Annotated in this window: 20 protein-coding genes; 3 read left to right on the forward strand and 17 right to left on the reverse strand. The window is 68.8% G+C overall.

Features of this window, described 5'->3' with window-relative positions:
- Nucleotides 1-26 precede the first annotated feature (26 nt).
- The 6 genes from ABTW72_RS01245 to ABTW72_RS01270 all read right to left on the reverse strand — a co-directional run bounded on the left by ABTW72_RS01245 (nt 27) and on the right by ABTW72_RS01270 (nt 9,408).
- Nucleotides 27-911, reverse strand: coding sequence for a carbohydrate ABC transporter permease (locus tag ABTW72_RS01245; RefSeq protein WP_350852627.1), 885 nt, complete (start codon nt 909-911; stop codon nt 27-29).
- The gene (locus ABTW72_RS01250) at nt 912-1,853 is read right to left on the reverse strand and encodes a carbohydrate ABC transporter permease (RefSeq protein ID WP_350852629.1); all 942 of its coding nucleotides are present in this window, start codon (nt 1,851-1,853) and stop codon (nt 912-914) included.
- Nucleotides 1,854-1,925: 72 nt separating this feature from the next.
- Nucleotides 1,926-3,266, reverse strand: coding sequence for an ABC transporter substrate-binding protein (locus tag ABTW72_RS01255; protein ID WP_350852632.1), 1,341 nt, complete (start codon nt 3,264-3,266; stop codon nt 1,926-1,928).
- 104 nt (nt 3,267-3,370) lie between these two features.
- Nucleotides 3,371-5,554 (reverse strand): alpha/beta hydrolase-fold protein, encoded by a 2,184-nt coding sequence (locus ABTW72_RS01260; RefSeq protein WP_350852634.1) that lies wholly within the window; start codon nt 5,552-5,554, stop codon nt 3,371-3,373.
- 169 nt (nt 5,555-5,723) lie between these two features.
- A complete protein-coding gene (locus tag ABTW72_RS01265; protein ID WP_350852637.1) occupies nt 5,724-6,746 on the reverse strand; it encodes a LacI family DNA-binding transcriptional regulator in 1,023 nt (340 codons plus the stop codon).
- Between the two features lie 289 nt (nt 6,747-7,035).
- Nucleotides 7,036-9,408 carry a glycoside hydrolase family 3 N-terminal domain-containing protein gene (locus ABTW72_RS01270; protein WP_350852640.1) on the reverse strand — a complete coding sequence of 791 codons (2,373 nt, stop codon included), beginning with the start codon at nt 9,406-9,408 and terminating at the stop codon, nt 7,036-7,038.
- A 377-nt stretch (nt 9,409-9,785) separates the two neighbouring features.
- On the opposite strand from ABTW72_RS01270, the gene arfA reads away from it, so the two are divergent.
- Nucleotides 9,786-11,309, forward strand: a complete 1,524-nt coding sequence (arfA, locus tag ABTW72_RS01275) for an arabinosylfuranosidase ArfA (protein ID WP_350852643.1) — start codon at nt 9,786-9,788, stop codon at nt 11,307-11,309.
- A 108-nt stretch (nt 11,310-11,417) separates the two neighbouring features.
- Here arfA and ABTW72_RS01280 read toward each other — a convergent pair whose 3' ends face one another.
- The 7 genes from ABTW72_RS01280 to ABTW72_RS01310 all read right to left on the reverse strand — a co-directional run bounded on the left by ABTW72_RS01280 (nt 11,418) and on the right by ABTW72_RS01310 (nt 20,328).
- Complete coding sequence (locus ABTW72_RS01280) at nt 11,418-12,965, reverse strand: alpha/beta hydrolase-fold protein (protein WP_350852646.1); 1,548 nt, start codon at nt 12,963-12,965, stop codon at nt 11,418-11,420.
- Between the two features lie 349 nt (nt 12,966-13,314).
- On the reverse strand, nt 13,315-14,832 hold the full coding sequence (locus ABTW72_RS01285) for an aldehyde dehydrogenase family protein (RefSeq protein ID WP_350852649.1): 1,518 nt from the start codon (nt 14,830-14,832) through the stop codon (nt 13,315-13,317).
- Nucleotides 14,829-16,037: a fumarylacetoacetate hydrolase family protein gene (locus tag ABTW72_RS01290; protein ID WP_350852652.1), complete on the reverse strand. Its 1,209-nt coding sequence runs from the start codon at nt 16,035-16,037 to the stop codon at nt 14,829-14,831. The genes ABTW72_RS01285 and ABTW72_RS01290 overlap by 4 nt, the downstream gene beginning before the upstream one ends.
- Nucleotides 16,034-17,215, reverse strand: a complete 1,182-nt coding sequence (locus ABTW72_RS01295) for a mandelate racemase/muconate lactonizing enzyme family protein (protein WP_350852655.1) — start codon at nt 17,213-17,215, stop codon at nt 16,034-16,036. The genes ABTW72_RS01290 and ABTW72_RS01295 overlap by 4 nt, the downstream gene beginning before the upstream one ends.
- Nucleotides 17,216-17,223: 8 nt before the next feature.
- Nucleotides 17,224-18,054: a carbohydrate ABC transporter permease gene (locus tag ABTW72_RS01300; RefSeq protein WP_091399805.1), complete on the reverse strand. Its 831-nt coding sequence runs from the start codon at nt 18,052-18,054 to the stop codon at nt 17,224-17,226.
- Nucleotides 18,051-19,004, reverse strand: a complete 954-nt coding sequence (locus ABTW72_RS01305; RefSeq protein ID WP_350852658.1) for a carbohydrate ABC transporter permease — start codon at nt 19,002-19,004, stop codon at nt 18,051-18,053. Before ABTW72_RS01305 ends, ABTW72_RS01300 begins: the two co-directional genes overlap by 4 nt.
- 76 nt (nt 19,005-19,080) lie before the next feature.
- Nucleotides 19,081-20,328 carry an ABC transporter substrate-binding protein gene (locus ABTW72_RS01310; protein WP_350852661.1) on the reverse strand — a complete coding sequence of 416 codons (1,248 nt, stop codon included), beginning with the start codon at nt 20,326-20,328 and terminating at the stop codon, nt 19,081-19,083.
- 111 nt (nt 20,329-20,439) lie between these two features.
- On the opposite strand from ABTW72_RS01310, the gene ABTW72_RS01315 reads away from it, so the two are divergent.
- Nucleotides 20,440-21,282: an IclR family transcriptional regulator gene (locus ABTW72_RS01315; RefSeq protein ID WP_350852664.1), complete on the forward strand. Its 843-nt coding sequence runs from the start codon at nt 20,440-20,442 to the stop codon at nt 21,280-21,282.
- 19 nt (nt 21,283-21,301) lie between these two features.
- Here the strand turns inward: ABTW72_RS01315 and ABTW72_RS01320 are convergent, their stop codons facing one another.
- From ABTW72_RS01320 to ABTW72_RS01335, 4 genes are all read right to left on the reverse strand, one after another.
- A complete protein-coding gene (locus ABTW72_RS01320) occupies nt 21,302-21,616 on the reverse strand; it encodes a chorismate mutase (RefSeq protein ID WP_350852667.1) in 315 nt (104 codons plus the stop codon).
- A 115-nt stretch (nt 21,617-21,731) separates the two neighbouring features.
- A complete protein-coding gene (locus tag ABTW72_RS01325) occupies nt 21,732-22,322 on the reverse strand; it encodes a TetR/AcrR family transcriptional regulator (protein WP_350852670.1) in 591 nt (196 codons plus the stop codon).
- Nucleotides 22,315-23,151, reverse strand: coding sequence for an alpha/beta fold hydrolase (locus ABTW72_RS01330; protein ID WP_350852671.1), 837 nt, complete (start codon nt 23,149-23,151; stop codon nt 22,315-22,317). Before ABTW72_RS01330 ends, ABTW72_RS01325 begins: the two co-directional genes overlap by 8 nt.
- 76 nt (nt 23,152-23,227) lie before the next feature.
- Entirely contained in the window at nt 23,228-24,007 is a 780-nt protein-coding gene (locus ABTW72_RS01335) for a hypothetical protein (RefSeq protein ID WP_350852674.1), read from the reverse strand.
- 53 nt (nt 24,008-24,060) lie between these two features.
- On the opposite strand from ABTW72_RS01335, the gene ABTW72_RS01340 reads away from it, so the two are divergent.
- Nucleotides 24,061-24,657, forward strand: coding sequence for a class I SAM-dependent methyltransferase (locus ABTW72_RS01340; protein WP_350852676.1), 597 nt, complete (start codon nt 24,061-24,063; stop codon nt 24,655-24,657).
- Nucleotides 24,658-24,701: the final 44 nt, after the last annotated feature.

A 24,701-nucleotide genomic window follows, 5' to 3' on the forward strand; every position in this document is an offset into this window, starting at 1 on the left:
GAATTGGCTGGTGGCGTCGGCGCGGCCTACCGCAGACCTCCGACGGAGAGTCCGCCGCGCCAGTGTCGTTGCAGGCTGAAGAACGCGATGATCAGTGGGATCACGGATACCAGGGAGCCCAGGATGATGAGGCTCCACAGCGAGGTGGTTCCCGCGTTGTTCGCGGACGCGATTCCCTGCCAGAGGCCGAGGCCGACGGTGACCGGGAAGAGCCGGTTGTCGGAGAGCATGGCCAGCGGCAGGAAGTAGTTGTTCCAGGACGCCACGGCCGACAGGAGCAGCACGGTGACCACCGCGGGACGCATCAGCGGAAGGGCGATCTGAATGAACGTCCGTATCTCCCCCGCGCCGTCGACCCGCGCCGCGTCCAGGAGTTCGTCGGGCACCGCGTCGCGCGCGTACACGTGCATCAGGTAGACGCCGAACGGGTTGAGCAGCGACGGGAGGATCACCGCCCAGACCGTGTTCGTCAGGCCGAGCCGGGAGAACATGATGAAGGTCGGGATGACCAGAGCGGTGGCGGGCACCATCAGCGCGCCGAGGACGACGGCGAAGCTGAACCGCCGGGCGGCGAACCGGTACTTGGCGAACCCGTAGCCGGCCATGACCGCCAGGATCGTGGCGCCGACTCCGCCGGCGATGGCGTACAGCGTGGAGTTGAGGATCCACCGGAGGTAGATGCCGCCGTCGTAGGTGAAGAGCTGCCGGAGGTTCCCGAGGTAGTCGATCTGGTCGGTGAACCAGAGGGTGTTGCCGCCGCCGAACAGGCCGGGTGCGTCCTTGGAGCTGTTGACGATGACCCACCAGAACGGTACGAGGAAGTAGATCACCAGGAAGCCGAGGAGGATCTGAAGGGGGAGAAAGCGCTGCGGTCGGCGGGCGCCGGCGCGGACGCTGGTGTGGTCGGTCATCTACAGGAAGCTCCTCCGCTTGCGGGTGAAGAACAGGAAGGCGTACACGCAGATGAACACGAGCCCGCCGAGGGCGAAGGAGATCGCGGACCCGTAGTTGAAGTTGGCGAGCGAGAACGCCTGTTGGTACGCGTACATGTTCGGGGTGAAGTCCGAGCCGATCGTGCCCGCGGCGAGGTATCGCAGGATCTGCGGTTCGTTGAAGAACTGCAGGGTGCCGATGAGCGAGAAGACCAGGATGAGGATGAGGGCGGGCGCGATCAGCGGGATCTTGATCCGCGTCGCGATCTGCCACCGCCCGGCGCCGTCCATCCGGGCCGCCTCGTAGAGCGTCGGGTCGACTCCCTGCAACGCCGCGTACAGGATGATCATGTAGTAGCCGGCCCACTGCCAGGTCACGACGTTGAGCAGCCCGTAGAAGATCAGGTCGCTGCTCAGGAAGTCGGGTGCGGTGGCGCCGAACAGCCCAAAGATGTCGGTGAGCGGGCCGAAGCCCCTGCTGTAGAGGAACCCCCACATCACGGCCCCGATCACGGTGGGGATCGCGTACGGCAGAAAGATCATGAGGCGGGAGAAGCGAGCGAACAGGGTGGTCACCGAGTCCAGGATGAGGGCCAGCGCGAGCGCGAGGACGATCTGGAGCGGGATCGAGACGAGCGAGAAGCGGATGACGAACCACGCCCCGGACAGGAAGCTCGGGTCGGTGAACGCCTTCACGTAGTTGTCGAAGAGAACGAAGCTGGTGCCGCCGATCAGCTTCTTCTGGAAGAGACTGAGGTACAGCGCGTACGCCAGCGGTGCGATGAGGAACGCCAGGAACACGATCCCGAACGGCCCGACGAAGAGCCACCCCATCAGGTGTTCGCGGAGGTGCACCTTGCCACGGATCTTGCGCGTCTCAGGCTGAGGACGCGGCGCGCGCTTCTCGGTCAGGAGTGTCATCTTGGTCTCCGGGACGTGGACGCTGAGGGGGGCGGGTGGGCCGGCCGGTGTCGACGCGGCCCACCCATCCGGTCACTGAACGGTGAAGCCTTGTTCCTTGGCGTACTTCGCCACGTCCTCCTGGAGCCGGTCGGCAGCCTGCGAACCGGTGACGGAGCCCTTGATGATCTCGCTGACCTGTTTCTCCATGGCGTCGAGGTAGTACTGACCGAAGGGGGCGTACGCGACGCCCTTGTAGGCCTCGGCCGCCGGAAGGTAGACCTCCTTGTTCGCCTGCTGGCCGTTGAAGAACGCCACCTTCAGGTCGACGAACGCGGGGTCCTTGAGCGCCGTGAGGTTCAGCGGGAAGATGATCTGGTTGGTCCAGCCGTCGGTGAGCGACTCCTTGTCGGCGTAGAGCCCGTAGGCGACCTTGGCGGCCAACTCCGGCTTCTTCGCCTGCTTGGTCACCGAGAAGGCCGACCCACCCCAGTTGACCTGCACCGGGTTGGCCGGGTCCCACTGCGGCAGCGGCGCCACCGCGAACTTGCCGGTGTCCTGGCCCTTACCGACCCCGGCGCCGGTGAGGTAGCCGGGCGCCCAGGCCGCCGAGATGTACGTCGCGTAGTTGCCGTTGATCACGCCGGAGATGTACTCCGGGGTGAACTGGTCCTGCGTACCGACCAGGCCCTTCTTGGCGAGGCCGCCCCAGTAGTCCAGCACGTCCTTGGACGCCTGGTCGTTGAGCTTCACCCCGATCGCCTTCGGCTGCGCCGGGTCGTAGGTGAAGGGCGAGGCGCCCTTCTGGATCTGTAGCGCCATGGTGAGCGCCGAGACGTTCGCGCCGAGGTCACCGAAGAGCGGGCCACCGGCGTCCTTGACCTTCTGGGCGGCCTGCTCGTACTCGGCCCAGGTCTTCGGTGGCGTGATCTTGTACTTGTCGAAGATGTCCTTCCGGTAGATCATCGCCACCGGGCCGCCGTCGACCGGGACGCCGTAGACCTTGTCGCCGACCGACACGTCCTTCCAGGCGCCCTCGCCGTAGTTGGCCTTGACCGCGTCGAAGCCGTACTGCTTGATGTCGACGAGCGCGCCCTGGATCTGGAACGTCGGGATCCGGTCCGCCTCGACCATGATCACGTCAGGTGCGCCGGTGCCCGCCGAGATGGCGGTCTGGAACTTGTCGTACTCGTCGCTGCCCTGGCCGACGTTGGTCCAGCAGACCTGCACGTCGTCGTGCTGCTTGTTGAAGTTGTCGACGACGAGCTGGGTGTTGGGGTACCAGCCCCACATCGTCACCACCGGCACGTTCTGCTTGGTGATGGTGTTCGTGCAATTGCTCGCGTCGCTGCCGCCCTCGTCGGAGGAACAGGCGACGAGGCCGGTCCCCGCCGCGAGCATGGCTACCGTGGCGAGTATTCGTCTTCTCTTCATTGAGATGGTTCCCTTCGGCGATGGCGGTGCACTGCATCCATGCGCTGGCGGGCGCCACCGAGGGCAGGAAGTCCTGCTCCCGGTGGCGTCGCCGGCGAAGGCTCCTAGCGCTTGAACAGACGGGGCGCCAGGTCGATGAGGTTCTTCTGCCACACGTCCCAGCCGTGCGGCCCGGGGGTGACCCCGTCGAACTCGTAGCGGATACCGAGATTGTCCAACGTGGTCAGCGACGCCATGAAGCTCGGGTACACGAAGTCGGTCTGGTCACCGACGTAGAGGCGCAGCATCTTGGTGCCGTTGTTGATCGCCGCCACGTCGACGCCGGTGCCGCTGCCGAAACCGGCCGAGAACGCGGCGACGTAGGCGAACTCGCCCGGGTAGGCCTTCAGCACCCCGAACGCCTGCCCGCCGCCCATCGACAGGCCGGCGAGGGCCTGCTGCGACGGATCGCTGGAGATGTTGTAGCGGGCCCGGGCCGTCGGAACGATGTTCTCCCGCAACTCGCTGTTGAAGTTCGACGAGTTGCCGTTGCCCATCACGACGACCATCGGCGTGAGGTCGCCGTCGAGGAACTGATGGTCGAGGATCTGCTTGGCGCGGCCCATCTCGACCCAGTCCGTGTAGTTCTGGCCGCCGCCGTGCTGGAGGTAGAGGACGGGGTACGGCTGTGCGCGGCCAGGGTCGTACCCCGGCGGGGTCCAGACCAGCGCGGTCCGGTCCTGGCCGGCCACCGTGCTGGTGTAGGTCATGCTCTCGACCTTCCCGCCACGACCGGCGGGTACGTCCGACAGCAGTCGGGCACCCGGCCCGGGGATGAAGAAGGTGCTCCACGTCGGTTCGGTGGTGACCTTCGTCGGGTTGGAGGTGTCCTTGACCGCGACCCGGTCCACGATCAGCCGGTAGTAGTAGAACCAGGGCTTCAGCGGGCCCACTGTTGCCCGCCAGCGGTCGCCGTCGCGGGTCAGTGGCAGTCGCAACCAGCTGCCGCCCGGCGCGACGTTCGCCCAGACCGTGACGTGCTGAGCGTCGGTGAAGTCCGTGGTGGTCTCGAAGGTGACGAACCCGTCCTCGGTGACGAAGGGCGTCGGGGTGGTGCCGGCCGGCGGCGGGGTGAATTCCCGCTTGAGCGGCTGGTGACCGGGGCTCGGCCCGTGGTCGGCCACGTGCCGGAACAACCGCGGCACGAAGTCGACGAGGTTCTCCTGCCAGGTGGTCCAGGTAGCGCCGCCGTCCGGGTTGACCCCGTCGAACTCGAACCGGACGTCGGCGCGGGCCAACGCCTTCGTCAGCCGGTAGGTGGGGTTGTACGCGGGATCGGTGACGTTGCCCGTGTACAGGCGGAGCAGCTTGACGCCGCGGTTGATCGCCTTGGCGTCCTTCCGGTCGATCTCCGGAGCCGACGTGCCCGAGAACCAACCAACGTAGCCGAACTGACCCGGCTTGGTGAGCGCTGCCTGCAACGCCTGCGCGCCGCCGTCGGACACACCCGCGATCGCCTGCTGCGCCGGATCGCGGAGGACCCGGTAGTTGTCGGTGACCGCCTTGCGGAGGTCCCTCAACTGCTTGTCGTCCGAGGCGTCGGCGTTGTTGATCACCACCACCATCGGGCTCATGGCCCGCGCGGCCGAGAGGTTGTCGAGGATCTGCTTGGACCGACCGAGGTCGAGCCAGTCGGTGGCGGCCACACCGTCACCCGACTGCAGGAAGAGCGCCGGGTATCCCTTCGGGCCCTTGGCCGCGTAACCCGGTGGCGTCCAGACCAGGGCGGAGCGCTGCGCGTTCCTGCTGCGGTAGGTCAGCGTCTCGATCTTTCCGCCGGTGCCGGCCGGCGCGTCGACCAGCCACCGCGCCGAGTCACCCGCGACGAGGAAGGTGCTCAGGAGCGGGTTGGACGCGACAGTGGTGCTGTTCGTCGGGTCCTTGATGGTCTTGGTGTCATCGGCGGTGAGCTGGTAGTTGTACAGCCCGGGCTCCAACGCGCCGAGAACACCCGACCACACGTCACCCCGACGGGTCAGACCGAACTCCGCCCAGCTGGCCGATGGACCGAAGTTTCCCTCGACGACGACCTGCGAGACGGTGCCCAGGTTCTCCTGGACGTACGCGGCCGGGACGGCGAACGTGGCGTAGCGGTCCGCGGAGACGTTCAGCCACGGCGTGTCCGCCGCGGCTGGTTGCGGCGCGATGAGCACCGCCGCGGTGGCGATGACCCCGGCGGTGAACGCCGCCGAGAGCCGCCGGCGTACGCCCAGACGGCGTAAGCGCCCGTGATACTGTTCGGTAGTCACACTCCACTCCTTTCATGTGCCGGCAGCGGATGCGACCCGACTGACCGGCTCAACTCAACGGTGGATCTGGCCGTGTGCTGCGTGCACCTCCTTCAGGCTGCTGCCACTGGCACACCTGACCTGATCGCTCTGTCGGGAGCAATCAGGTTCGTGCACCTACGGGCTGAGGTCATGGTCGTGCCGCGCTCTTTGGCGGTGCGGTCGAGTCGCGCACGACGAGGCTGGTCGGGAGCACGATCTGGCTCGGCTCGTCCCACTCGCCGGTCACCAGTGACTTCAGCATCCGCGCGGCTTCGTACCCGAGCTGATACATCGACTGGTCCACAGTGGTCAGACCCGGCTGGGTCAACGCCGACTCGGGGATGTTGTCGAACCCCACGACGGACAGGTCCCCCGGCACCGAGAGCCCCAGCTCCCTGGCGACCTCCAGAACCTTGAGGGCCATCCCGTCGCTCGCCGCGAAGATCGCCGACGGCGGGTCCGGTCGTTGCAGCAGCACGCGCGCCAGCGGAGTCGCCGATTCGGGATTGAAATCTCCCCGGCCGATCAGCGTCGGGTCGACCGGAACCCCGGCGGTGGTCAGCGCGGCCCGGTAGCCCTCCTCCCGCGACCAGGCCGAGGCCAGGCTGTCGCGACCGGCGATGAACCCGATACGCCGATGGCCCAGGCCGAGCAGGTGCTCGACCGCGGCGGTGGCGCCAGCGAGGTTGTCGGAAATCACCGAGGGTGCCGTCGAGCCCCGCACCGGGTCGATGGCCACGACCGGCGTCCGGGTCCGGAAATCACCCCAGGGCGTGACGACGATGCACCCGTCGGTGAGGGTGCCCGACAGTCGGGTCAGGTGCCGCTGCTCCCAACCCTCCGAATACGACCCGTAGAGGTCGCTGTTGGCGTAGATGATCAGATCGAAGCCCGAGCGGCTCAGCGCCTTCATCACGCCCTTGAGCACTTCCGCCGTGTACGACTGGAAGCTGTGCGCCACGAGGCCCAGAACGTTGGTGCGGCTGCGCCGAAGGCTGGTGGCCACCAGGCTCGACTCGTAGCCGAGCTGCTCGATGGCGGAGCGCACCTGAGCGACTGTGCGAGCGCTGACGCCGTAATGCCCGTTGACGACGCGCGAGACGGTGGCGGTGGAAACGCCAGCAGCTCGGGCGACATCACTCATTGTGACCGGCGCATTGACTTCAATCATGCCGCTCTCTCTGGACTGCAATCGTTATCGGTTACGTTTCCAGGATGTTGCCAACGTAACTGAGAACGATTACGAACACAAGACCTCTTCGTCCTTACCCGACCACTGGGCAGAACGTCCTAACTGGACGCCGACAAGGCGCGGTTGACCTCCGAACGCCGTTGCGAATAACGCAATCGGCATCCTCCGCCGGGCGTCGAAGTGGGGCCTGATTTCTGCGCCGGCGCCACCCGTCGACAACAGGACGGCACGCTCCGTCAAGAACCATTCCCCGACCCGGAGTGAACGCTCACAGCTGCCGAACTTCGACAGTCCCGGTAAAGACCTTCGACGCCGGCCGGTCCGGGTCGGCGCTGATGACAAAGCTGCCGGCATGGGTGTGGTCGGCAGCCGAGAAGCCGACGTACACCTCGATCTGCCCGGCCTCCACCGCGTAGGCCATGCTCCGGTCGTAGAAACCGAGCTGGCCGGTGGGGAGCGCGAACCGCACCGACACCCGCTGGCCGGCGGCGGCCTCGACGCGGGCGAAGGCCTTGAGCTCCAGCACGGGCCGGGTGATCGTGGCCTGTGGGTCGCGGACGTAGAGCTGCACGACCTGCTCCCCCGCCCGGTGTCCGGTGTTGGTGAGCGTGACCTCGACATCGACGCTGTCCCCGGCGCGGACCTCGGCGCTTCCCACAGTGGCGTCCTCGATCACGAACGAGGTGTACCCGAGGCCGTGACCGAAGACGTATCGCGGCGCTACCGGCGAATCCACGTAGTCGCCGTGCCAGTGTGACCGCCCGCCGGACACCTTGTGGCCGTAGAAGACGGGGATCTGACCCACACCGCGCGGGTACGAGATCGGCAGCTTTCCGCTCGGGTTGACCTCACCGAGGAGCACCTCGGCGATCGCCTGCGCCCCGGCCTCCCCCGGCAACCAGGCCATCAGCACCGCGGCGCACTCCTCGTGCAGGAAGTCGCTGCCCACCGGTCGGCCGGCGACGAGCACTGCCACGACGGGTGTGCCGGTGGCGACGACGGCACGGACCAGCTCTTCCTGCACGCCCGGCAGATCCAGACTGGACCGGTCCCGCGACTCGCCCGTGGTGGCCCCGGGCGTCAGCCCCGAGCGGTCCCCCAGGACCAGCACCGCGACGTCGGCCGACGCGGCGGCCGCGACCGCCTCGGCGAACCTCTCGGTCGACAAGTCGAGCACGTCGCAGCCCGGGGCGAAGCGCAGCCGGTCACCCAGCCGCGCCGCGAGTTCGTCGCGCACCGTCGGCACACCGCCGGTGCTCTCGTCGATCTCCAGATCGTCCGGGATCGTCATCATCTCGCCGAGCAGGCCGCGCCGCTTGCGCGCCTCGACCAACGCCTCGATGTGGGCCGCGAACGAGTAGTCACCGAGCAGGTGTCGGGCGTCGTCGGCGTTCGGGCCGATGAGAGCGACAGTTCCGTCTCCCGCGAGCAGCGGCAGGACGCCGTCGTTCTTGAGCAGGACGAGGCTGCGGCGGGCGATCTCCAGCGCCACGTCCCGGTGCCGCTCGACGTTCGCCGACGTCGAGGCCGCGTCCTCGTCGACGTACGGGTTCTCGAAGAGCCCGAGTTCGACCTTGTGCCGAAGGACCCGTGCGACGGCCTCGTCGAGCCGGGCCTCGCTGACCTCGCCGGCGTCCAGGGCGTGGGCGAGGGCGTCCGCGTACGCGTCCGTCGCCGGAAGCTCGACGTCCACGCCCGCACCGAGGCCCACCGTCGCGGCCTGCTGCTTGTCCTGCGCGAAGTGGTGGTACGAGTGGAGGTCGTTGACGGCGAAGTAGTCGGAGACCACGCTGCCCGTGAAGCCCCACTGCCCACGCAGGACGTCGGCGAGGAGCTCGCGGTTGGCATGGCACGGGACGCCGTCGAGTTCGTGGTAGCCGGCCATCACCGACTGGAGCCCGCCGTCGCGGACCGCCGCCTCGAACGGATACAGGTACACCTCGCGCAGCAGACGCGGCGGCAGGTGTGCCGGCGCCCAGTTCAACCCACCCTCGGACGCCCCGTAGCCGACGAAGTGCTTGGCGGTGGCGAGGACGCCATCGGTCAGGTCGGCGCCCTGGAGACCCTGGACGAACGCCACCCCCATCCGGGACACCAGGTACGGGTCCTCGCCGTAGGTCTCCTCGGTCCGGCCCCACCGTGGGTCGCGGACCACGTCCAGCACCGGCGAGAGCCCCTGGTGGCTTCCCATGGCGCGCATCTGTGCGCGAACGGCGTCCGCCAGCAGCCGGTTCAGCTCCGGTGCCCAGGTGCTCGCGACGCCGATCGCCTGCGGGAAGATGGTCGCCTCGCGGGCCATCACCCCCGAGCAGACCTCCTCGTGCACGATCGCCGGGATCCCCAGCCGGGTCTCGTTGACCAGGAAACGCTGGATCGCGTTGGCGGCTCGCGCCACCTGCGCTGCCTTCAGGCTGGTCGCGCCCGCGACGCGGGTCACGTGCCCCAGACCGTGTCGAAGGATCGGCCGGGCCCGCTCCGCCGCGAACCGTCCGCCCTCCAGCACTGTGAACGCCCACGTGCTGCCCAGTTGCGCGAGCTTCTCCTCGCGGGTCATCCGGGCCAGCAGATCCGACACCCGTTCGTCGACGGGCGCGGTCGCATCCGTGTAGGTCGCCTCGATCTCCGGCTCGACAGTGGTCACCCAATCACCGCGACAAGCTGGTCTTTCGGCCTCGTCGGTCACCACACCGCCGGCGCCTGGCCACGTGCGCTGCGGACGACGGCCGGGAAGCGGTGACGGCGAGGCGGGCGGGAGCGGGGCGCCCGGTCAGCTGGGGACGGCACGACCCTGAGGCCATGCCAGCCGGACATTGATCCAGGCGCCGTGTTCCCTTACGTAAACGTAATCGGTAACGTTTACATAGATCGAGAACGTAATCGAAGACGATCACGTTGTCCAGAGCTCACAGTGCCTCCACCACCCCTCGGTCCCGGCGCCCGGGCCGTGCTGCCGGCGTCGGACCCGCACGAAGGGAGCCAGCCCTGAACACCCACCTCGACAGCACGCCGGCGAACGGCGTGAACACGGCCCGCCTGACCCTGGACCCCCGCCGACGCGTCGCTCCGGTGCCACGTCGACTCTTCGGCTCGTTCGTCGAGCACCTGGGTCGCTGCGTCTACACCGGGATCTACGAGCCGGGGCACCCGACGGCCGACGCCGACGGCTTCCGGGGCGACGTCCTCGCCCTGGTGCGCGAGTTGGGTGTCACCACGGTCCGCTATCCCGGCGGCAACTTCGTCTCCTCCTACCGCTGGGAGGACGGCGTCGGCCCGGTCGACAAACGACCGGCCAGGCTCGACCTCGCCTGGCACAGCCTGGAGACCAACGAGTTCGGGCTCGACGAGTTCATGCGGTGGGTCGGCAAGGCCGGCGTGGATCCGATCATGGCGGTCAACCTCGGCACCCGTGGCACCGCCGAAGCCGTAGACCTGCTCGAGTACGCCAATCACCGCGGTGGCAGCCACCTCGCCGACCAGCGCCGCGACAACGGCGCGGTCGATCCGTACGGGATCAAGCTGTGGTGCCTGGGCAACGAGATGGACGGCCCGTGGCAGGTGGGCCAGCGCAGCGCGACCGAGTACGGGCGGCTCGCTGCGCAGACCGCGAAGGCCATGCGCCGCTTCGATCCCGATCTCGAACTCGTCGCCTGCGGCTCCTCCCACCTCGGCATGCCGACCTTCGGCAGCTGGGAGCGCGACGTGCTGACCGAGGCGTACGACGACGTGGACCTGATCTCGCTGCACGCGTACTACCAGCCGGTCGACGACGACCTGGCCAGCTTCCTCGCCTCGGCCGAGGACATGGACAGGTACATCGACGCCGTCACCGCCATCGCCGACTCGGTCGGAGCGATCCGCCGGTCGACCAAGAAGATCATGATCGCGTTCGACGAGTGGAACGTCTGGTACCAGTCCGCCGCCCCGTCCACGCCGCCGAGCGGCGAGGACTGGCCGGTCGCGCCGCCGCTGCTGGAGGACCACTACAGCGTGGCCGACGCGGTCGTCGTCGGCGGCCTGCTCATCAGCCTGCTGCGGCACAGCGACCGGGTGAGCGCGGCCTGCCAGGCCCAACTGGTCAACGTCATCGCACCGATCATGACCGAGGTGGGCGGCTCGGCCTGGCGGCAGACCATCTTCCACCCCTTCGCCCGCACCGCCCGGCACGCTCAGGGCACCGTGTTGGACGTGCTGCGCGAGGGGAGCACGACGACCACCGACCGCTACGGTGAGATCGACGCGGTCGACGCGGTCTCCACCTGGGACGACAACACCGGGGAGATGACCGTCTTCCTCGTCAACCGCGCCCTCGAGACCCCGGCCGAGGTGACCATCGACGTCGCCGGTGCCCAGGTCAGCGACATCATCGAGTGCGTCACCGTCGGCGGCACCGACCTGCACGCCAAGAACACGGCCGACGGCCCGGACCACGCCGCGCCGCGCCCCAACGGCACGGCACGCGGCGCCGACGCCAGCGTCCAACTCACTCTCCCGCCCGCGTCCTGGACCATGCTGCGCCTGCGCGCCACCGACACGACCCCGTGATCGGCTGACGAACGGTCCCGGACGTGCCCCGGCCGCGCATACCCTGGCTTCGACAGGGGCGCGCGGCCGGGGCTTCCCACCACTGGGAGTACGGGGTCCAGCCTGGGACTACCGGGCGTCGACCGGATCGCTCCGGGAGTCGTTGAAGAGCTTGTCGCCCCGGTAGCGGGCGACCACCGGCGCGTTCAGCTCACCATGGACGGTCTTCTTCAGCCGGGCGACACCGTGGTGCACCGGGGCCGACCCGAGGTGCGTGTCACCCGCGTAGAAGTCGACGGTGCCGGAGGGTGCCGACGTGCTGGTGCTGACCGTGCCGACCGTCGCGGTGGCGGTGACCTTCGTGTGGTGCGACAGGCCCGCCGGTGACGTGGTGACGTCGAGATCGGTGGTGGTGGCCCGGAACGTCAGGGTGCGCAGGTAGTGGTTCAGCAGCGGACGCCACACGTGCCAGGTGTGCACGCCCGGCACGTTGTACTCGTCCAGCTCGACGCCGGCGGCCCGCAGGGCGGCGGCGTTGCGCTGCGAATTCTCGGCGATGTTGCCCAGCCGGTCCTGCAGCCCGGTGCCGATCATGATGCCGCCGGCCACCGACTTCATGCTGTCGACCTGGGCCTGGGTGGCTGCCGGGCCGCCCGCGCTCCAGGCCGCGTGGTAACCGAACAGGTCGGTGTGGTTGTACATGATCGTGTAGGCCCGGCTGCCACCTGCGGAGAAGCCGGCGAACGCGCGGTCCTGCGCCCTGGTCGAGACACGGTAGTTCTGCTCGACGAACGGGAAGATGTTGTTCCGCAGTTCGTTGACGTAGCCCTCGTTGCCACCCGGGAGGCCGTTGAAGTCGGTGGACACGATCACCATGGGCTGCGCCGCCCGGTCCTTGATCGCGTTCTCCAGAATGAGGTGGGCCACGCCCTGCATCGTCCAGGCGGTCGAGTGGTCGCCGCTGCCGTGGCTCAGGTAGAGGGTCGGGTACGGCGTGGCCCGGTTGGGGTCGTAGCCGTGCGGCAGGTAGACGACGATGTCGTGGACTCCCGCCGGGTTGGTCGACAGCGGCGAGGTGTACCGCCGGGACTCCAGCCGGCCGACCCTGGCGACCGGCGCCTGGTAACCGGTGTCGTACGTGGGGAACTTCCTACTGGCCGGGACGTAGATCGTGCTGCGTACCGCGCCGGGCGCTCCCGGGTACTGCGGCTGGATCTGCCACCGGTTGGCCGGGTCGTCGTGCAGGGCACAGCCGGTCGCGAGTTCGTTGGCGCAGTCGTGGGCGAACGCGTAGCGGAAGGTGCCCGCCGGCAGCGGGGTGGTGAAGGTCCAGACCCCGTCGGGGCCCTTCCGCATGGCCTGGATGTGCCACGGGGTGGCCGCGACGTCGCCGGGTTGCCACTCGGCGGGCGGCCGCGCGTCGCCGCAGTCCTGGCAGGCGATGCTCTCCGGTCGGGAGTAGAACCAGTCGCCGTAGACGTGTACCTGCTGGACGTCCTCGGGCGCCCGGTACCGGAAGGTGACGGTGTACCCGGTCGGGGGCTTGTCGGTGCGGGAGACGGTCGGACCCAGCGGCGCGGGCGGTGCCGCCGAGGCCGCCGGGGCGGCGAGCGTTCCGGCGGTCACGGTGACGGCGGCGAGCAGCGCGAGCATCAGCCGGCGTGTCGGTGCCGGCATCGGGGGACGGGGAGGTGCGACGGGCATGTTCCTGCTCCCTCTTCGGCGTGTGGTCAGACCGCACCGAGCGGCCGACCGACCATTCGATGGTGAGGTGAAGGGATACCAGTAACGAGCGATGCAGCCATGCGAGCGCTAACATCGTTCCCTGTCGAAAACAGAACCACGAATTGCATTGACGGTCAAGGCGGAAATCGGAGCGGAGAATCGCGTCCAAACAATTCGGGCGCGCTTCAGCGGCACCAGGACAACTGGCGCGCGAATTCTCTGTCGGACCAATTTCGTCAGGGAATTCGCGCGCCAGTCGCAGGTGCCCCGAAACGCGCCCGGGAGCGACCGGCAGACGCGGTTATTCGACCGCCGGCTGCAACCTCCCGTCGACTCGCCGGGAGATGGCGGTGTACTCGTCGCGCAACTCCTCGGGGAGGACCCAGGCCGGGGCGTCCTGCCACGCCAGCGGACGGAGGAACCGTCGGATCGACGTGGCGCCCACCGACGTGTGCACGGCGTTTGTCGACGGCCACGGTCCACCGTGGTGCTGGGCCCACGACACCCGGACACCGGTGGGGTAGCCGTCGAAGACGATGCGACCCGCGCGGGCGGCGAGCACGTCGACGAGTCGGCGTACGACGTCGGCGTCGTCGCCCGGTCCGCGGTGAAGCGAGCCGGTCAGCGACGGCGGGACGGTGGCCAGCGCGGCGTCGAGGTCGGCCGCGTCGTCGTAGCGGACCACGATCAGGAGCGGGCCGAAGCACTCGTCGGCGATCTCGGCGGTCAGGCCGGCGAGGCCGACCTCCAGGAGGGTCGGTGCCACTGTGAAGCCCGCGCCGGGTTCGACAGTGGGCCGCGCCGACACCCGGGCGCCGGCCCGCTCGAACTCGGCGGACCGGTTCTCGTACGCGTCCCGGATGCGCTCGTTGAGCAGGACCGTGCCGCCCGACGCGTCGACTCTCGCTCGCAGCGCGTCGACCAGGCCGTCACCACCCGAATCCGACGGAACGAACGCCAGGCCGGGCTTGGTGCACAACTGACCGCCCGAGTTCGTGAAGGAGCCGAACAGCCCCTCGGCGATCTGGTCTGCTCGGGCGGCGGCCGCGTCGGGCAGGACGACGATCGGGTTCACGCTGCTCAGCTCGGCGTACAGGGGAATGGGGTCGGGTCGTTCGTCGATGGCCGCCTGGATGGCACGGGCGGCGTTGACCGAGCCGGTCAGGGCGGCTGCGCGGATCGCCGGGTGACGCACCAGCGCGCGACCGGCCTGCTCCCCGTACACGGTCGCGACGACACCCTCGGGCCCACCGAGGTCGCGGACGGCCGACTCGATCGCGGCGGCGGAGGCGTGTGAGGTCAGCGGGTGGGACGGGTGGGCCTTCAGGATCGTCGGACACCCGGCGGCGAGCGCGGCGGCCGTGTCACCGCCGGCGACCGAGAAGGCGAACGGGAAGTTGCTGGCCCCGAAGACCGCGACCGGTCCGAGGGGTACCAGCATCCGTCGCAGGTCCGGACCGCGGCCGAGCGGTGTGTCGGCGGCGTGGTCGATGGTCGCCTCGACGTACGCTCCGTCGCGCAGCACCTCGCCGAACATCCGGAACTGGAGCGCCGCCCGGGTGAGTTCCTGGTCGAGTCGCGCGTGGCTCAGCCCGGTCTCCGCCTCGGCGGCAGCGACGAGATCCACCCGACGGGACTCCAGCGACGCGGCGATCGCGTCCAGCAACTCCGCGCGGCCGAGCCTCCCCCGCGCGGCCAGCCACTGCGCCGCCGGGGACGTCTGACCGGCGATCACCTCCAGCCGGGACTCGTCGGTCTCGGTGAGTTCCGTCGCGCGACGCTGACCGTCGCGCGGATCGACAGTGATGACCACGTTCACAGCAGTCCTCTCCTTACCAGATTGCCCATGAGATCGCGGACGCCGAAGTGCCAGGGCTCGCACTCCTCCGCGTGCCGCACCCGGTTGACCAGGGTGCCGAGCGCCGGGCAGCTGATCCGTACCACGTCGTCGACCTTGTGGGTGAAGCCCTCACCGGGGCGGTCCCGGTCCTGGATGGGCGCGAACATGGTGCCGAGCATCAGGGCGGCGCCGTCGGGATAGTGGTGGTGCGGCCCGATCAGCTGCCGGACCAGCTCCTCGGGATCACGCGACATCTGGGTCATCTCCGAGACCGCCTCCAGGTGGAAGCCGTCCTCGCCGCGAACCTCCAAGCGCACCTCGAGTTCGCGTACCCGATCCATGCCGAACCGGTCGTCGAAGAGCCGGATCAGGGGGCCGAGGGCGCAGGAGGCGTTGTTGTCCTTCGCCAGGGGAAGCAGGAGCGCCGAGCGGCCCTCGATGTCGCGCAGGTTCACGTCGTTGCCGAGGGTGGCGCCGACGATCCGGCCACTGGACGCGACGATGAGGGTGACCTCGGGTTCCGGGTTGTTCCAGGTCGACGCGGCGAGCACGCCGACCGGAACGGCGGTGCCGACGGCGGAGAGGATCTGTCCCTTGGTGAAGATCTCGGCGTCCGGGCCGATGCCCACCTCCAGGTACTGGCTCCACATGCCCTCGGCGACCAGCAGGCTCTTGAGCCGATCCGCCTCCGGCGAGCCCGCCTCCAGGCTGTGCAGGTCGACTCCGACGTCGGCGAGCATGCGGTGCCGGATGTCCGCCGCCAGTGCCAGGTCTCCCCGCGCCCGTTCCTCGATCACCCGCTCGATCATGGAGATCGGGAAGGTCACGCCCGCGGCCTTGAGCGCCTGGAGGTCGACCGGGGCGAGCAACCAGGGCCGGCCTCGGTCCCGGGTCGCGGCCCCCGTGTTGGCCAGTATCTCCCCGAAGTCGCCCACCCTCGGCCCGTCGAGACCGGCCACCGTCAGGGCGGGATCGGGCAGCTCGCAGATGTCGCGGACGGTCGGGAACCGGTGGCTGATGTCGATGACCTCGCCGTCGCGGACGGTCACCGGTGAGGGGCCGTCCCCGGACGGGTCCCAGATCCGGCCGATGAGGACGCTGTCGGCATCGTCGGGCAACGCTTCGGCGGCGGTACCGACCCAGTCCGCGGCCGCGGACGAGCCCCGGGGCCGTGGCAGCGTCATGAGGCGCTCTCCAGGTTGAAGAAGGACCGCTCGTCGCGGGGACGGATGTCGAAGACGGCGTCCTGGAACATCCGCAGCGGGTGCGGTGTGAACGGATGCTGCTCGATCGCGGTGAGATCCACCTCGATGCCCAGGCCGATCCCGGTCGGGATGAGGATGTCGCCGTCGTCGGTCAGCACCAGCCGCTCGTTGGTGATCTCGGGACGCCAGGGCACGTCGGTCGCCATGATCTCCAGGTACCGGAAGTTGGGCAACGTCGCCCCGAGTTGCAGCGTCGCGGCGGTGCTGAGTGGACCACTCGGGTTGTGCGGCGCGAAGCCCACGTAGCTGGTCGCGGCGAGCGTGGAGATGAAGGCCAGCTCGGCGATCCCGCCGGCGTGCGTCACGTCGGGCTGGACGAAGTCGACCGCCTGGCGGGCCAGCGCCGGCGCGAAGCCCTGTCGCCCGTACCACCGCTCCCCCGCGGCGATCGGCACCGGCGATGCGCGACGGATGTCGACGAGCGCATCGAGGTTGTCCGGTGGGCAGGGCTCCTCGAACCACACAGGGTCGAACTGGGCGATCTCGTTGGCGACCTTGATGGCGTGGCGGACGTCGAAGCGGCCGTGCCCCTCGATGAACAGCTCCACCTCGCGGCCCACCGCCTGACGGACGGCGTCGATCTGAGCCAGCACCCGGTCCAACTGCACGGTGGTGATGGTCAGGTCGTAGTTCTCGAACGGGTCCCACTTGAGGCCCCGGAAGCCCGACTCCACCGTCCGGCGCGCGGCGGCCGCGTAGTCCTCCGGCGTGACGGCGCCGGAGAACCAACCGTTCGCGTACGCGCGGACCCGGTCGCGGGTCGCACCACCGAGAAGCCGGGAGACCGGTACGCCGAGCTCGCGCGCCGAGATGTCCCAGAGGGCCATCTCCAGCGAGCTCAACGCCGTCATGATCACCGGCCCGCCGCGCCAGTACCAGTCCCGCGCGGTCTCGTAGAGGATCTTGGAGATGCTGGTGGGATCCAGACCCACCACCGCCTCGGCCAGCTCGGCGATGGCGCCCTGGACGGCGCGTTCCTTGCCCTCCAGGGTGGCCTCACCGAGCCCGACGATCCCCTCGTCGGTGTGGACCCGCACGATGACGAGGTTCGTACGGTAGAAGTCGACGACCAGTGTGTCGACAGAGACGATCTTCATTTTTCGGCTCAACCCTTCACCGCACCGGCGGTCATGCCGGACACCACGTACTTCTGCACCAACAGGTAGAAGGCGACGGCGGGCAGCGTGAACAGGAAGGCGACAGCCATCACCGTCTGGATCGGTGTACCCAGTTCGCCGATGAAGTTCGCGATGCCGACGGAGGCGGGCTGCAGATCGGGGTTGAAGATGAACGTCACCGCGAACACGTACTCGTTCCAGGCGTGGAAGAAGGCGATGACCGCGGTGGCCGCGATCGACGGCGCGATGAGCGGCACGTTGATGCGGGTCAGGGTGGTGAAGGGCCGGGCGCCGTCGGCGCGGGCGGCCTCCTCCAACTCCTTCGGGATGCCGTCGATGGCGCCCTTGAGGATCAGCGCGACGATCGGCAGGACGAAGGCGGAGTTCACCAGGACGAGGCCGGTCAGTGAGTCGAGCAGTTCGAAGCGGCGGAACAGCGCGAACAGCGGGACGACCATGAGCGCCTCGGGAAGCATCTGCGTGAACAGCAGCACGACGGTCAGCACGGCCTTGCCCCAGAACGAGAACCGGGACAGCGCGTAGCCGAGCGGGATGCCCAGGCCGACGGAGAGCACCATCGTGCCGACGGCGATGATCAGGCTGTTGAGCAGCCAGCCGGCCGCCTTGCCCTCGGCCAGCGCGTCCACGAAGACCCCGAACTGGCCGAGGTCTGGCGTGAGCCGGGGCTGGTCGGCGAAGAGGTCGCTGTTGCTGGACAGTGCCGTGACGAACATCCAGTACAGCGGGAACACCGCGACGCCCAGCACGACGAGCACGGCGACGATCCGTGCGGTGACACCGAATCGGAAGCGCCTCATCGGACGTCCCCCTTCTCCACGGCACGGGCGACCAGGCGGCTGCCGATGATGACGATGAGCGAGATGACGACGCCGACCATTCCGATGGCCGCCGCCGATCCGAGTTCCTTCGAGTCGAACGCCTGTGAGTAGAGGTCGATGACGAGCGTCTCGGTGGCACCGACCGGTCCGCCCTTGGTCATCAGCCAGATCAGCTCGAACCGCCGCAGCGACCAGATCGTCATCAGCAGGGCCAGCAGGCCCACGGTCGGCTTGATGACCTGCCAGGTGACCGCGCGGAAGGTGGCCCATCGTCCGGCGCCGTCAACTGTCGCGGCCTCGTTGAGGTCCTGCGGAACGGACTGCAGGGCGGAGAGCAGCACCACCGACGTGAACGGGAACAGCTGCCAGATGGTCGTGGCGAGCACCGCCGGGAGCGCGTAGCGCGAGCTGTCCAGGATGGCGCCACCCGGGACGCCGAGCCCGACCGCGTCGAGGAACCGGTTCACGATGCCGTACTGCGCGTTGAGCATCCAGGTGGCGATGAGCGCGACCGCGATGCCCGGAGCGGCCCAGGGGACGGTCACCAGTGCCCGTGCCACGCCCCGGCCGCGAAACTTCTTGTTGAGCAGGAGCGCGACGGCGAGTCCGGCGCCGATGGCGACGACCACACAGGTGATCACGTAGACGAAGGTGATCAGCAGGGTGCGGTGGAATTCGGGGTCGCCGAAGATCCGGTTGAAGTTGTCGAGCCCGACCCACTCGCTGCGGGTGGGGTTGAGCAGCCTCGTCCTGGTGAAGCTGAGGTACACCTCCTGGACGAGGGGTACCGCCTGGAAGACGAGGATGAACAGGGCGGCGGGCGCCAGAAAGAGGTACGGCGTCCACTTGCTACCCAGCGGGCTGGGCCGACGCCGGGGCCGGCCTGGGGATGTTGTCTTCGGTGCTCCGGTCTGCTCGACCACAGTCATCGGATTCGATCCTTCTGGGGGAAGGACGCTGCCGGCGCACGGATCGTTGCGCCGGCAGCGTCGCCGTGTCGAGCGGTCAGCGGACCAGTTCGCTCGCCTGCTGCTGGGCGCGATCCAGTGCCGACTTGAGGTCGGCCTTGCCCTGCAGCGCCGCGACCACGTTCTGCACGACCACCTTGCGGATGTCCGGCGTCTTGGCCTCGAACCCCAGCACGATCTGCGGCAGGCTGGTCTCGGTGAGACCGTCGAAGACGGGGAGGAACGGGGTCGCCTTGAGCGCCTCCGCGCTGCGCTGCGTGGCGGTGGCCACGCTGCTCGCGCCGAGGATCTCCTGCAGCTTGACCTGGTTCTGCGGCTCCAGCGCCCACTTGATGAAGGTGCCGGCCTCGTCCTTGCCCTCGCTCGCCTCGTTGATCACGATCGGGGCGAGGATCGCGCCCTGCTTGCGGACCGGGAACGGGATGGGCGCGACGTTGAAGTTCAGCTTGGCGTTCTGGCCGCGGGTGGCGGTCACGTAGCCGCCGTTGTTGAGTTCCATCCCGACCTTGCCCTCGGCGAACATCCGCCGGAAGGTGGCCGCGTCCGCTCCGCGCGGGATCACGTTCGCGTCGTACAGGTCCTTGAACGCCTGCAGGCCCTTGAGGTTCTCCGGCGAGTTGATCGTCAGGTTCTTGCCGTCGGACCACGCCCCGCCGAAGCCGTAGACGTAGTTGAAGATGTCCTGCCAGACACCGGCCTCCTCGGCCTCCGTCTGACGGAACGCCAGGCCGAAGACGTCACCCTTGGTCAGCGACTTCGCGGTGGAGGTGAACTGCTCGTAGGTGGTCGGCGGCGTCGGGATCAGGTCCGCGTTGTAGAACATCGCGTAGTTCGACGCCTCGAAGATGACGCCGTGCCGGACACCGTCGTGGACCATGAACTGGTCCGGCTGCTTGAGCAGGTCGTACTTGCTGGCGTCGATCACCTTGTCCAGCGGCGCGATGAGGCCGGCGTCCGAGGCCGCCTCGAACTCGGGCATGTCGAAGCGGACCAGGTCGGGGCCCTTGCCGCTGCCCATCTGGGTGAGCACGGTCTGGCCGAAGGTCGGGTACGGCACCGCGGCGGCGGACACCTGGACCTTGGTCTGGCTCTGGTTGAACTCGTCGAGCCACTTCGTCAACAGCGGCCCGCGACCCGGGTCGCCGAAGGTCGAGGCGGCGAAGGTCAGTTTGGTGACGCCGTCGCCGGAGTCGCCGTCCGAGCCGCAACCGGTCAGGAGGGTGGCGACCAGGCCGAGGGCACATGTCGCCCTGGCGATGCCGAAATGAGCGCGCTTATTACCCATCGTTACTCCACTGTTACGTGTTGGCATCGAACCGATTAAATTGCAACGATCGTAGCGCCATGTGCAACGGTGTCAAGTGGCGATTGCGCATCACGTCATCTATATTGCATAATGTGCAATGACAGCGGCGGCGCTGCCCGTCGCGCGAGGGGAGACACAGCCTTGGCGCAATCAATCCGCCGCGCGATCGATCTCATCCGTCGATCCGCGGAGCACCCGCTGTCCCTTACGGAGGCTGCGGACGTGCTCGGCGTCCACAAGTCCACAGCCCTGCGCATCCTCCAGACACTGGAGTCCGCGCGCTTCGTCCGCCGCACCGGCGCGGGCACCTACGTGCTCGGCAGCGGCCTGATCGAGTTGTCCGAGCTCGCGCTCGGCTCGATGGACCTCCGCCAGCCCGCGGCCGCACACCTGCGTGCGTTGCAACGCGCGACCGGCCACACCGTACACCTGGCGCAACTGACCGGCGACGAGATCATCTATATCGACAAGGTGGACAGCCCGGCGTTCGACGCCGTCAAGCTGCCCTCGCGGGTGGGACGCGCGGTGTCCATCTACGCGAGCGCTGTGGGCAAGACGATCCTGGCCTACCTTCCCCGGCAGGAGCGCGACCGTCTTCTCTCCCACGTCGTCTTCGAGAAGTTCACCGACACCACCTTCACCGACCACGACGCCCTGGAAGCCGAACTTGCCCGCATCCACGACTGCGGCTGGGCCATGGACAACGGCGAGCACGACGCGTACGTGATGTGCGTGGCCGCGCCGATCAGGGATTCGCGGGGGCAGGTCATCGCCGCCGCCTCGATCACGGCGATCGAGGTCATCGCAAGCCTCGACCAGCTCAAGAGCAACCTTCCGCTGCTCCTGGAGACCGCCAACAAGATCTCGTACGAGCTCGGCTACGCGCCGCCCGCCTTGGCGAACCCGGACGGTGAGAGCCGCTCCGCCACCTGAGCGCGCACGTCCCGGGCGATCACCGTGTTCTCGGCGCCGACCCGCCAGTGATGCGGTGATGCTCGTCGGTCTCCATGTCGATGAAGGCCTGGATCATGCCCCGGTAGATCCGCTCGATCAGATCCGGGTCGGCGCCGGCCTCGCTGGCCAACGTGCGGACCCGGGCCACCACCTGCGCCACGCGGTCCGGCGCACGGACCGCCTGGCCGTCGCTCTTGAGTGGGGCGGCCTGCCGGACCAGCGCCTCCCGCCGGGCGAGCAGGCCGACCAGTTCCCGATCCAGTTCGTCGATCCGAGCGCGGATCTCGGTCAACGTCGCCGCAGTCTCTGCCACGCCGGAAATCGTCCCACGTACTCGAAGTATCGCGAGCCCTGCCGGGCCCAACCACTCCTGCCAGGGGTGGGCACCGCACGGGGAGGCAGCCGGTGCGGGTCGAGGCGACCCGGTGTCAGCGGGCGACGTCGCTGCCTCTGGCGGCGCCGGCGCGAAGGCCCTGATCGATGAAGTTGATCAGCCAGGTGAAGCTCTCGTCGACGGACGCGTCGATCTGGAACCCACCGGCCGCCTCCAGGGTGGCGAAGCCGTGCAGGACGCTGCGCAGCGTCCGCATGGCGTGGATCTCCTGGCCGGGGTCCAGGTCGTACCCGCTCAGCATTGCCGCCCAGGAGGCGAGCACCCGCTCGCTGGCCGGGATGAAGGGGTCGTCGGGGCCGGTCGGGCGGGTGGCGTTGGCGGCCGCGTACCGGCCGGGGTGTTCCCGCACGTACGTCCGCATCGCCTGCGCGCCCGCGGCGAGCGCGTCGCTGCCGGACCGGCCCTGAATGGCGTCACGGATGACATCGCCGGCCTCGGTCCTGGCCAGGACGGCGATCCGGTGCGCCAGCTCGGCCTGGCTGGTGACGTGCTTGTAGAGCGAGGGGGTCTTGACCCCGAGCCGTTCGGCGAGCAGACCCATGCTGAGGTTGTCGAAGCCGACCTCGTCGACCAGCGCGGCCGCCGCTTCGGTGACCGATGCCGGGGTGAGCCGGGCCTTAGGCACTGGTCAGCGTCCGGGCGAGGAAGGGCAGGGCCAGGGCGAGGACCTCGTCGGGCGTCTGGGCGTGCGGGTAGTGGCCGGCGCCCTCGATGACAGCCAGCTCGCCGAGCCCTCGCGGCAGGTCGGCGATGATGCGTTCGCCCTCGGCCCGCGGGTCGGCCCAGTCGGGGTCGGCGCTGCCCTGGATAACCAGGACCGGGCAGGTGACGTTGGACAGTTGCCGACCGGCGTCGCCCGGACTGGTCTTGGCCATGGCCTGGAGGACCTTCATCCGGCCGGGCTCACTCATCTTGGCTTCAATGCGCGCCAGCTCGCTGTGCCAGTCGGCGGGCTTGGTGGGGGTGGCCACGTCCAGGTACTTCTTCCAGTTCGCCAGGCTGCCCCGGATGAGTACCTGCGCCAGTTGGAGGTAGCCGGCCCGGAAGCGCTTGACCCGCACCAACCCGCCGAGGTCGACGGACTGCGCGCGGGTGAACGGCGCCAGCTCGATGACGCCGGTGATCAGGTCGGGCGCGGTGGCGGCCGCGATGGTCGCGGCACCGCCGCTGATCGAATGGCCGATGAGCACGGCCGGTCCGCCCAGGTGGCGCACGACGGCGACGAGATCACCCGCGATGTCGGTGCGGCTGTAGCCGCCCCAGCCGAGGCTGGAGTCGCCGCAGCCACGGATGTCGACGTTGGCGACCCGGTATCCGGCCGCGGCCAGGGCCGGAGCGACGAACCGGTACGAGTGCCGGCTGTCGCCCATGCCGTGTGCCAGGACGACCAGTGGGCCCTGCCCCGTGACCTCGTAGGCGATCGTGTTGCCGGCAATGTCCAGGTATTCGGTCATGACGCCCTCCACTGAAGCTAACGTGATTAGCTAAAGGCTAACCGCATTAGCCGCCGAGGGCAAACGCCGCTCGTTGTTACTCTCCTCCGCCCAGGCCGAGCTGGGGATAGAGGGCGTCGGGGGCGGTGATCGCTCCGGGCGGCCGTGCGACAGTGACGGTCGTGCCGAAATCGCTGTAGCGCAGGGATGCGTTCGGCAGCCCGCTGGCCTCGGGCATCAGGAAGCTGACCAGCCGACCCTCGGTGTCCAGCGATGCCCGGAACGCGTGCCTGCGCGCGCCGTCCGGAAAGACACCATCGGGACCGGGGCGGAAGCTGATGCCGTTACCGGCGGCAATCCGGGTCGCGTCGATCGTCCCGGAGATCTCCGGGCCGTCCGCTCGCGCGGTGACGATCGCGTCGATGAGGCGGCCGGAGCCGCCGGAGTCGTTCTTGCCCGGTGCGAAGCTCAGGGCGAAGTCCGACGGCACCCGGGCTGGGTCGAGGACCATCCATCCGTCGCCGACACCGCGGAACAGACTGGTCTTCATGTAGACCTCGTCGTCGATCATCCGGATCTCGATGGCCCCACCCGGCGCCGCAACCTTGGCGGTCAAGCGCTTGTGGACGTTGTCGGTGTGTGACAGCGACGTGATCTGGCTGGCGATGTCGACGTCGCTGCGATAACTTGTCTGATTGACGAACGCCGTGCCGCCACGCAGCAGGCCGATCGCCTCGGCCGTCGTGGTGGCGTCGGCGCTGGCGGCCGACACCGGGGCGGATTCAGGTCTGGGTTCGCTCTTCGTCGGCGCGCCGACCGAGCAACCCAGCAGGAGAAGGCCCGCAGAAATGCCGGCCAGTGTGGCTCGACGTGTCATGGCCATCACGGTAGGCCGCCTGGACAAGGTCTGGTGACCCGTATAGTGCCGCGATGGAAACGGACACGGTACGACAGGCCTACACGTCCGTCGCGCAGCTCTACATCAGCATGTTCGGCGCCAGTGAGCGGGTGCACCCGGACGACCTCGCCCTCATCGAGCGACACCTGACGGGTCGACCTGGCCCGGTACTCGATCTGGGGTGCGGGCCTGGCCACATCACCGGCTACCTTCGGGCGCTGGGCGTCGAGGCGACGGGGATCGACCTCGTCCCCGAGTTCATCGCGCACGCGCGGGCGGCCCACCCGGACGTCGAGTTCCAACTCGGGTCACTGGAACGCCTCGACGTCGCCGACGAGTCCATCGACGGCATCCTGGCCTGGTACTCGTTGATCCACCTGCCGCCGCAGGAGCTCGACGCCGTACTCAAGGAGTTCCGGCGGGTGCTGACCCCGGCCGGACGTCTGGTGCTGGGCACCTTCACCGCCGACGAGGTCGGCGCCTTCGACCACAAGGTCGTGACCGCCTACCGGTGGCCGCTCGACGAGTTCGCCGAACGACTCGCCCACGCCGGTTTCCGGGAGGTCGAACGCCTGTCGCGAGCCGACCAACACCGGCCGCATGCCGCCATGGCCGCGGTTGCGGTGTGAGGGCGCGCCGAGGGCCGGCCCCCCCATCGGGAGACCGGCCCTCG

Origin of the sequence: Micromonospora sp. NPDC127501 (assembly GCF_040302185.1) — a bacterium.
Taxonomy (GTDB): Bacteria; Actinomycetota; Actinomycetes; order Mycobacteriales; family Micromonosporaceae; genus Micromonospora.